The organism is Streptomyces huiliensis (assembly GCF_020037025.1).
Lineage (GTDB): Bacteria > Actinomycetota > Actinomycetes > Streptomycetales > Streptomycetaceae > Streptomyces > Streptomyces huiliensis.
In genome coordinates, this window is record NZ_JAIQLH010000331.1 from 1 (window position 1) to 9,145 (window position 9,145).

General features: G+C 74.6%; 10 protein-coding genes. 4 read left to right on the plus strand and 6 right to left on the minus strand.

Going from position 1 to position 9,145, the window contains the following annotated elements:
- Window positions 1-62: 62 nt before the first annotated feature.
- Window positions 63-368 carry a 4a-hydroxytetrahydrobiopterin dehydratase gene (locus JNW98_RS32610; RefSeq protein WP_223771912.1) on the minus strand — a complete coding sequence of 102 codons (306 nt, stop codon included), beginning with the start codon at window positions 366-368 and terminating at the stop codon, window positions 63-65.
- A 108-nt stretch (window positions 369-476) separates the two neighbouring features.
- Between JNW98_RS32610 and JNW98_RS32615 the strand changes: the two genes are divergently transcribed.
- Window positions 477-1,283, plus strand: a complete 807-nt coding sequence (locus JNW98_RS32615; protein WP_223771913.1) for a helix-turn-helix domain-containing protein — start codon at window positions 477-479, stop codon at window positions 1,281-1,283.
- Here the strand turns inward: JNW98_RS32615 and JNW98_RS32620 are convergent.
- From JNW98_RS32620 to JNW98_RS32630, 3 genes are all read right to left on the minus strand, one after another.
- Entirely contained in the window at window positions 1,273-1,641 is a 369-nt protein-coding gene (locus tag JNW98_RS32620) for a nuclear transport factor 2 family protein (RefSeq protein ID WP_223771914.1), read from the minus strand. The genes JNW98_RS32615 and JNW98_RS32620 overlap by 11 nt on opposite strands.
- Before the next feature lie 224 nt (window positions 1,642-1,865).
- A complete protein-coding gene (locus JNW98_RS32625) occupies window positions 1,866-2,522 on the minus strand; it encodes a response regulator transcription factor (RefSeq protein WP_223771915.1) in 657 nt (218 codons plus the stop codon).
- Complete coding sequence (locus JNW98_RS32630) at window positions 2,519-3,742, minus strand: sensor histidine kinase (protein ID WP_223771916.1); 1,224 nt, start codon at window positions 3,740-3,742, stop codon at window positions 2,519-2,521. Before JNW98_RS32630 ends, JNW98_RS32625 begins: the two co-directional genes overlap by 4 nt.
- Before the next feature lie 132 nt (window positions 3,743-3,874).
- Between JNW98_RS32630 and JNW98_RS32635 the strand changes: the two genes are divergently transcribed.
- Entirely contained in the window at window positions 3,875-4,669 is a 795-nt protein-coding gene (locus tag JNW98_RS32635) for a class I SAM-dependent methyltransferase (protein ID WP_223771917.1), read from the plus strand.
- Between the two features lie 40 nt (window positions 4,670-4,709).
- Here the strand turns inward: JNW98_RS32635 and JNW98_RS32640 are convergent, their stop codons facing one another.
- The gene (locus tag JNW98_RS32640; RefSeq protein ID WP_223771918.1) at window positions 4,710-6,134 is read right to left on the minus strand and encodes an amino acid permease; all 1,425 of its coding nucleotides are present in this window, start codon (window positions 6,132-6,134) and stop codon (window positions 4,710-4,712) included.
- A 393-nt stretch (window positions 6,135-6,527) separates the two neighbouring features.
- On the opposite strand from JNW98_RS32640, the gene JNW98_RS32645 reads away from it, so the two are divergent.
- A complete protein-coding gene (locus JNW98_RS32645) occupies window positions 6,528-7,382 on the plus strand; it encodes an SAM-dependent methyltransferase (RefSeq protein WP_223771919.1) in 855 nt (284 codons plus the stop codon).
- 21 nt (window positions 7,383-7,403) lie between these two features.
- On the opposite strand, the gene JNW98_RS32650 is transcribed toward JNW98_RS32645, so the two are convergent.
- Entirely contained in the window at window positions 7,404-8,228 is an 825-nt protein-coding gene (locus tag JNW98_RS32650) for an SGNH/GDSL hydrolase family protein (protein WP_223771920.1), read from the minus strand.
- A gap of 116 nt (window positions 8,229-8,344) precedes the next feature.
- Here JNW98_RS32650 and JNW98_RS32655 point away from each other — a divergent pair, with 116 nt between their 5' ends.
- Window positions 8,345-8,872: a GNAT family N-acetyltransferase gene (locus JNW98_RS32655; RefSeq protein WP_223771921.1), complete on the plus strand. Its 528-nt coding sequence runs from the start codon at window positions 8,345-8,347 to the stop codon at window positions 8,870-8,872.
- The last annotated feature ends 273 nt before the right edge of the window (window positions 8,873-9,145 follow it).

Below are 9,145 nucleotides of genomic sequence, written 5' to 3' on the forward strand. Positions count from 1 at the left end.
CGGACGCCGGAAGCGGTCAGCACCGGGCGTCGGAAGCGGTCGGCACCGGACGCCGGAAGCGGTCAGCGCGCCCCGTGCCCCGGCGCCACCGCCTCGATCCTGCGCGCGAGTTCGATGTCCAGGCCGGTCACCTTGCCGCCCACGCTGTGCGTGTTCACGGCGACGCCGACCTTGTCGTACCCGAGGACGACCTCGGCGTGGTGCCCCAACTCCTCCTGGATCACCGCGATGTGCAGCACCAGGGCCGCCGCCGGGAGGTGCCCGGCGAAGGCGTAGGTACGGCGCAGCAGCAGCCCGTCCGTCGTCCAGCCGGGGAGCTCCCGGAGGCGCTCCTCGACGTCCTGCTGCGACAGCGGTTCCACCGTCATGACGGCTCCTCCTCGTCGGACCCTCGTCCCGTCCCGTTACCCCAAGGCTCCCACGGGGCGCGGGTTATTTCGCGGCAGCCCGGAGGACGGCGGGTTACGGTCGCACGCATGACGATTACTGCGACCCCGGCGGCCCCGCAAGTGGGAGCGCTCCTGCGCTCCTGGCGGAACCGCCGTCGGATCAGCCAGCTGGAGCTGGCCCTTCGCGCGGACTCCTCGGCCCGGCACATCAGTTTCATCGAGACGGGCCGGTCCCGGCCGAGCGAGGAGATGGTGCTGCGCCTCGCCGACCACCTGGACATACCCGTGCGGGAGCGGAACGCCCTGCTCATGTCGGCCGGTTACGCCCCGCGCTACCCCGAGCGGTCGCTGGACGACCCGGCGCTGAGCGAGATGCGCGAGTGCCTGGACGTCCTGCTGCGCGGTTACGAGCCGTTCCCCGCGCTGGTCGTCGACGGTACGTACCAGGTGGTGGCGGCCAACCGGAGCGTCCCCCTGCTGCTGGAGGGCGTCGCCGAGGAGCTGCTGACGCCGCCGCTGAACGCCATGCGGCTGACCCTGCACCCGCGGGGCATGGCGCCGCGCATCCGCAACTTCCTGGAGTGGCGCTGCCACCTGCTGCACCAGATGGACCGCCAGCTCGCCCTGATGCGGTCGGCGCCGCTGCGCGCCCTGTACGACGAGGTCACCGGCTTCCCGATGCCGGACCCCTGCGGCGAGGAGCGGATGGCCGACCGGCGCGCCCCGGTCGCCCTGCCGCTGGTGATCGAGGTCGGCGGCCGGACGCTGTCGTTCGTCTCGACCATCGCCACCTTCAACACCCCGCTGGACGTGACCGTCTCGGAACTCGCGCTGGAGACCTTCCTCCCCGCCGACCCGGAGACGGCCGCGCACCTGCGGAGCCTCACGCCGTAGCGGGCACCCGGTCGAGGAACCCGAGGACGCTGCGGATCCGGCCGTCCTCGGCGAGCACCGCCACGTCGGAGCCGGAGACGGGCGCGGAGCCGTCGGCGGTCGACACCAGCTCCCAGGCGAAGCGGACGGTGTTGTGGTGCCCGTCCACGGCACCGGTCGGCCGGAACTCGAAGCCCGGGAACTGCTCGTGGGCCCCGGCGATCACGGCGGTGATGCCCTCGTGCCCGGCGACGTCGGCCAGCGGGTCGGTGTACGAGCCGTCCTCGGTCCAGGCGGCGGCGACGGCCGCGGCGCGGGTCTCCGCGTCGGCGTTCCAGGCGGCGAGGTAGCGGGTGACGGCGTTCTCGTAGACGGACATGGTGAACTCTCTTTCCGAAGAGGGGGCTTGGGGCCTCGAGCTTGGGGCCTAGGGCTTGGGGGCTCGGGCTTGGGGCCTCGGGCTTGGGGGCTCGGGCTTGGGGCCTCGGGCTTGGGGGCCTCCGAACCCGAGCGCCCGGGTCCGGAGGCATGCCCACAGCCTGCCGTGCGCCCGGGCGGACGGCGATTACCTCCCAGGTAGTGGCCCGATGCGGAAGCCGGCCTTCACCCCGTGGCGCCGATGCCCGCGTCCCGCGCGCACAGTGCCGCCTGGACCCGGTTGCCCACCTCCAGCGCCGCCAGGATCCGGCTGACGTGCGCCTTCACCGTGCTCTCCCGCATGCCCAGCGCGGTGGCGATCCCGGCGTTGGAGGCGCCGCCGGCGAGCAGGGCGAGGACGTCGGTCTCGCGGGGCGTCAGCCGCTCCACCCGGGCCCGGGCCGCGCGGCCGGAGGACCGGGCGGTGTCGTGGTAGCGGTCGATGAGGCGGCGGGCGGCGTGCGGGTGGAGCATGGCCTGGCCGGCGGCGACGACCTCCACGGCGCGGACGATCTCGGCGGGGTCGGTGTCCTTGAGCAGGAACCCGGAGGCGCCGGCCGCCAGCGCGTCGTACACGTACTGGTCGAGGTCGAAGGTGGTGAGCACGACGACCTGCGGCGGGTCCGGCAGGGCGCGCAGCCGCCGGGTGGCCTCGATGCCGTCGACGCGCGGCATCCGGACGTCCATGAGCGCGACGTCGATCCGGTGGGCGCGGGCCAGGTCGAGGGCCTCGGCGCCGTCGGCGCCCTGGGCGGCGACGGTGATGCCGGGGGTGTCGTCGAGGATGTCGGCGAGGGCGAGCCGGACGAGCCGGTCGTCGTCGACGATCATGGTTCGGATCATGCCGCTCCCGTGTCTCCCGTTCCCGCGGGTCCCGTTCCCGCGCGTGCCGCTCCCGCGGGTCCCGTTCCCGCGGATGCCGCGCCCGTGTGTGCCGCAGCCTGCCGGCCGGTCCCGGGCAGCGTCGCGGTCATGCGCCAGCCACCCCGGTCCGACGGCCCGTACTCCAGCCGGCCGCCGAGCGCCGTGACGCGCTCGGTGAGCCCGATCAGACCGTATCCGCTGCCGAAATCGGCGGCTTCGGACGGGGTGCCCGCGTCATTGCGGACGTCCACGGCGGATTCCGCCGTTCCGTAGCGGACGGTGACCCGGGCGGGCGCGCCGGCGGCGTGTTTGCGGGCGTTGGTCAGGGCTTCCTGGACCACGCGGTGGACGGCGAGGCGGTGGCTGACCGGGACGGACTCGGCGTCGCCGGCGAGGTCCGCCTCGACCGTCTGCCCGGCGGCGCGCGCCTCGGCGAGCAGTTCGGAGAGCTCGCGCAGGCCCGGTTCGCGCCGGTCGGCGGCGTCCGGCCCGTCCTCGGTGTGGCGCAGGGCGCCGAGGACGTCGCGGAGGTCGGCGAGGGCCTCGGTGGAGGTGGTGCGGAGCAGGTCGAGGCGTTCGGCGACCGGTTCGGGGAGGCCGGCGGCGCGCCGGCGCAGGGCTCCGGCGTGCAGGGCGAGGACGGTGAGGCGGTGGGCGAGGACGTCGTGCATCTCGGCGGCGATGCGGGCGCGTTCGGCGAGCCGGGCCTGTTCGGCACGGAGGCCGCGTTCGACGCGGAGCCGCTCGACCTGGTCGTCGAGGGCGGCGACCAGCCGCCGGTGGCTGCCCGCCCACAGGCCGAGCGCCAGCGCGAGGGCCAGGGGCATGAAGGGGCCGTAGAGGTGGAGGGTCCACAGGTTCCGCCCGGGGTCGGCGAGGCGGTTGCCGGCCAGTGCGGCCGCCGCGCACAGCAGGGCGGGGACGAGCCGGCCGCGCCGGGCGGTGCGGAAGAGGACGACGAGCAGCGGCGGGACAATGCCCAGCACGGCGGCGGTGGCGACCGTCACGGCCGCGGCGAGCGGGAGGAACCGCCCGCGCAGGGCCACGGCGGCGGTCGCGGCGAGGGCGAGCGCGGCCTCCCAGGCGAGCCAGTGGCCGTCCGCGCGGACGTACGCCTCCTGGACGGACAGGTAGCCGACCAGGGCCACGAGCAGGGCTTCGGCCCACCGGGGCCACGTCCGATCGGTCTTGGTGAACACGCGCCCAGACTAGACACGGGTTCCGGGCGGCGGCCTCCGCCGACCGGGGGCGCCAACCCCCGACTTCGGTAGGGGGTCGGCGGGTCGGTTCGGCCGATGGACGGGCGGTCTCCGGTTCCTAGCGTCGTGGCCATGAACCCGATCGCCCGTACCCTCGGCCCCGACGTCACCGGCAGCAGCGCCCGTACCTCGACACCCGCCCGTACCCCGTCCCCCGCTCCCCCGGCCGGCCCGCTCGCCTTCCTCCGCGAGGCGACGCGCACCTTCAGGACCACCGGCGCCATCGCCCCCAGCGGTCACAGCCTGGCCTGCCGGCTGGCCCAGCCGCTGACGGAGGCGGACCGGCGGGACCGGCAGGGCGGGCGGGACGGGCGACCGCGGGCGGTGCTGGAGGCGGGCGCCGGGACGGGCACGGTCACCCGCGTGCTGGCGGAGCTGCTGGACCGGCCGGGCGACCGGCTCGACGTCGTCGAGCTCAACCCCCGGTTCGTCCGGATGCTGGAGGGACTGATGGGGACGGATCCGGCCATGGTGGCGGCCGGTGACCGCATCCGGCTGCTACCGGAGTCGATCACGGACCTCGATCTGGGCGAACACCGCTACGACACGATCGTTTCCTGCCTGCCGTTCACCAACTTCGCGCCGGAGACGGTCGAGGCGATCCTCGCGCAGTACCTGCGCGCGCTCGTCCCCGGCGGGCACCTGACCTTCTTCGCTTACCTGGGCACCCGGCACCTGCGCGCCCTGACGAGCACGCGGACCGAGGCCCGCCGGCACCGGGCGGTGGACGCGGTGCTGGACGCGTACACGTCCCGGTACGGCGTCGGGCGGCACGTCGTCTGGGACAACGTGCCGCCCGCTCGCGTACACCACCTGCGTGCCCCGGCCGATCACCACGGCGCCGCGTGCGCCCTGTGGGACCGCTGAGGGCACCCGGTCCGCCGGAGGTCCGTCATCCCCGGGGTGCTCAGCGCCCGGCGGCCGCCTCCGGCTCGGGAGCCGCGGCCTCGGCGGACCCCGGAGCCGCGGACTCCCCGGACGCGGCCCGCCGCTCCGCCGTCCCGTCGGGCCGCTCCGGCGAGCGGCGGGCCGCCATCCACACGTAGACGAGCACGCCCGCGAAGAGGAACAGCACGCCCTGGTAGACCGCCTTGTAGCCGGCGCCCGCGACCAGCCAGAAGGAGAAGGCGAACGCGCCGAGCGCCAGCACCAGGTCGCGGGTCAGCCGGCCGCCGTGGACCCGGTCGCGCCGGCCCGTGAGCAGGAAGTACACCTGGGCGGCGGCGGCCAGCAGGTACGGCACGGTCGCGGAGAACGTGGTGACCAGCACCAGGATCTCGAAGACCCCGCCCGCGCCCGACACGTAGTTGATCACCGTCAGCAGGGTGGCCAGCACGGACGCGGCGAGCACGCCCGCCGTCGGCACCCCGCGCCGCTTGCGCGCGAACACGGCCGGGAACAGGCCGTCCTTCGCCGCCGCGTACGGGGCCTGGGCGCTCATCAGCGTCCAGCCGTTGAGCGCGCCCACGATGGAGATCACGGCCGCGGCGGCGATCAGCGTGCCGCCCCACTCCCCGCCGAACATCGCGTTCACGGCGTCGGAGAAGGGCGCCGAGGAGCCGACCAGCTCGCCGTGCGGCACGGTCCCGAAGACGGCGACCGTGCCCAGCAGGTACACCACGGCCGCGCCGATGGTGCCGAGCACGCTCGCCCGGCCGACGTTGCGCTCCGGGTCGCGGACCTCGCCCGCGCTCATCGCCGCCGACTCGACGCCGACGTAGCTGTAGAGCAGGATCGCCGCGGACGCGGAGAGGCCGCCGGCCCAGTTCCCGCCGCCCTCCGTGAAGGAGCCCAGGTTGGCCGGGTCGAAGTAGAACAGCCCGACGACCGCCACGAACAGCAGCGGGACGAACTTCAGCACCGTGGAGACCAGCTGGACGGCCCCCACCCAGCGGGTGCCCGCCAGGTTGGCCAGGGCCGGCAGCCACAGCATCAGCAGGGCGACGGCCAGGTCGCCGCCCATCGAGCCCTTCCCGCCCGTCAGCGCGTGGAAGTAGCCGACGCCGGCCACCGCGAGCGCGGCGTTGCTGACCCAGGTCATGGTCCAGTACGACCACGCGGAGAGGAACCCGGCGAAGTCGCCGAACGCCTCGCGCGCGTAGACGTACGGCCCGCCGGTCCGCGGATGCCGCTCCGCGAGCCGGCCGAAGACCAGGGCGAGCGCGATGGCCCCCACCGTCAGCACGCCGAAGGCGAGCAGGCTGACGGTGCCGTACGGGGCGACGGAGGCGGGCAGCAGGAAGATGCCGCCGCCGATGATGTTCCCCATGACCAGCGCTATCGCCGTGGGGAGGCCGAAACGGCGCGCGGGGGTGCCGTCGGTTTCGTGCATGGGGTGGTGCGCCTCTCATCCTGCGGGCAGGTCGCAGATCCGTGCGACTTCAGCACATGGTGACCAGTGCGGGGCGCGGCGCAAAATCGCTCTTTTTTGTCCCGCGGAGGGCGCCCGTCCGCCGTAAAAGGTCCAGTTCGGCGCGGCGCCGGCCGTGATTCGTCCACCCCGCCCCGAACGGGCGGGCGGAGGGTTCCGGCCATCCGTTCAGGAGGAACGGGACCTTCTGTCCGCTTCCTCCCCGCCGCCGGGGCAACGTTCCCGAGATCGTCCACGTCTCAGAGGTCAACGCTCGTCGACCGAGCCCGTTCCCGCCCGTCCACGCGCACGCCCGCCCGCACGCCCGTCCACCCGCACGCCCGTCCACCCGCACGCCCGCAGGAGGGACCCGCCATGATCAGTGGTTACCGGGACGTCACCCCCGAGGCCATCGCGGAACTCTACGACCGCTACAGCGAACGGACCGCCGCGCTGCTCGGCGGCAGCATCCACTTCGGCCACTGGCCGGATCCGGCGGACGACGCCTCCGTCGCCGCCGCGTCCGGCCGGATGACCCGGTTGATGACCGACGCCCTGGAGGTCGGGCCGGGCGACCGCGTCCTGGACGCCGGCTGCGGCACCGGCCGCCCCGCCCTCCAGCTCGCCCGCGCCACCGGCGCCGCCGTCACCGGCATCACCCTCAGCGGCGAGCAGGTCCGCCTGGCGTCCGCCGCGGCGGACGCCGAGGGGCTGTCCGGCCGCGTCTCCTTCCGACTCGCCGACGCGGCCGATCTCCCGTTCCCGCCCGGCTCGTTCGACGGGGCGTGGCTCTTCGAGTCCCTCCTCCACATGCCCGATCCCGGGCGCGTCCTGCGCGGGATCCACGACGTGCTGCGGCCCGGGGCCCGGCTCGCCATCGCCAACGTGGTCGAACGCGCACCGCTGCCGGCCGCGAGCCGCCCGGCCCTGGACACCTTCTGCGAACTCAACCGGATCGCCGCGATCCTGCCGCTCGCCGGCTACCCGGCGCTGATCGCCGACGCCGGACTGGCCGTGGAGAGCGTCACGGACGTCTCGGACCACAGCGTTCCGCAGACCTTCCACGCCCTCTGCACGGCCCTCCGGGCGGCCGGACCCGACGATTCCACGGAGGACCGGGAGGAGTGGGAGGCCATGGTGACGGCGATGGAACGGCTCGCCGTCACCCCCGAGGTCGGCTACGCGATCGTCGTCGCCTCAAAACCGCTGCGACCGCTGCGACCGGAGTGACCCGAGTGACCCCTCCGCCGCTCAGAGATGGCGCGCCAGGATCCCGAAGTACCCCCGCTGCCCGGCCGCGTTGGGGTGGAACGCCTCCCAGAACGCCGGCTGGGCCGGGTGGATCCACGGCGCGCCGGTACACGCCCCGTGCCCGGCGAAGGCCCGGCGCGCGTCGAGGTACGTGAAGCGCGCGGCCCGGGCGCGGTCGGCGATCACCGCGTCCAGGTGGTCGAGGGCCCGGTCCATCCGCCGCGCGTTCGGCGGGGAGGGGACCAGGCAGGAGGGGCCGCCGAAGAGGTACGGGTAGCCGAGCACCACGACCCGTGCCCGCGGCGCCCGTTGGGCGATCGCGTGGTACGCGGCGTCCAGCCGGCGGGGCAGGGAGCGGTCCATCTCGGCCTCGGCCCGGTCGGTCGCGGCGTCGCACGTGCCGGGCAGGCCCACGGTGCAGGCGAGCATGACGCCGGAGTAACCCACGTCGTTGCCGCCGAGCGTCAGGGTGACGAGCCGGGTCCCCGGGTCGAGCACGCCGACCTGCTTGCGCAGCACGTCCTCGCTGGTGGCCCCCGCGCAGGCGGGGAACCGGAAGTCGCGCACCCCGTGGGCCGCGGCCCACAACGGGCCGTGGGCGCGCGGGCTTCTCAGACAGAGCCCGCTCAGCGGGTCGTACGGGCCGGCGCCGACGCCGGACGAGTACGAGTCGCCGAGGACGGCGTACGAACCGGCGGGTCCGGCGGCGACAGCGGGCGGCGGCGCCGACCAGAGCAGGGCCGAGGCGGCGGCGAGGACGGCGGCGAGCCGGGAGGCGCGGAACGGGGAGGCACGGAACGGAGACGCACGGAAAGTCGGACGCAAGGAAGCTCCCTGGGTCGTGAACGATGCGCCGTTCCTACCACTCCCAAGAGCCCCAAGAGGGCCCGAGCGTGGCCCGATTCACCTCTAAGGGGCGCGGGAATGGGCAGGATGCCCCCATGACGATCACCCTGCGCACCCCGCGACTGACGCTGCGCCGCTGGCGCGAGGACGACCTCGAACCGATGGCGGCCATCCAGGCCGATCCGGACGTGATGCGGTGGATCAGGGACGGCTCGGTCCAGGACCGCGCCCAGACGGCCGCGTCGATCGCCGCCTGGGAACGGGAGTGGGAGGAGCGCGGCATCGGCCTGTTCGCCGCCGAGCTCCGCGAGGACCGCCGGCTGATCGGCTTCGTCGGCCTCTCCGTACCGCACTACCTGCCGGAGATCCTGCCCGCCGTCGAGATCGGCTGGCGCCTCGGCCGGCCCTTCTGGGGGCGCGGCTTGGCGACGGAGGGGGCCCGCGCCGTGCTGGACTTCGCGTTGCGGGACCGGGGGTTGGCGCGGGTGGTCAGCGTGCACGCGGTGGGGAACGACGCTTCTGAGCGCATCATGCGGAAGCTTGGCATGCGGTGTGAGCGGGAGACTCGGCATCCGCTGTCGGGGGCGGCGCTGCGGGTGCACGTGCTGGAGGCTCGGCCGTAGGGGGTTCGCCCCGGTCCCGCCCTTTCGCCGTTTCTTGCAGGGGCTGCGCCCCCACACCCCCCAGGGCGGGCTATTCAGCCCGTCCGGCGTTTGAGGACAACCGCGCGGAGCGCGGTTTCAGGGGGTCTGGGGGCTCGCCCCCAGGAATCGGCGAAGGGGAGGGACCGGGGCACAGCCCGCCGCAGGCGAGCCCGCGCAGCCCCCGCTTGCGGCCGCACTCCCGCCGTGCCTACCGTGAAACGAACGCCGCGCTCCGCACGGCCACTTAAGGCC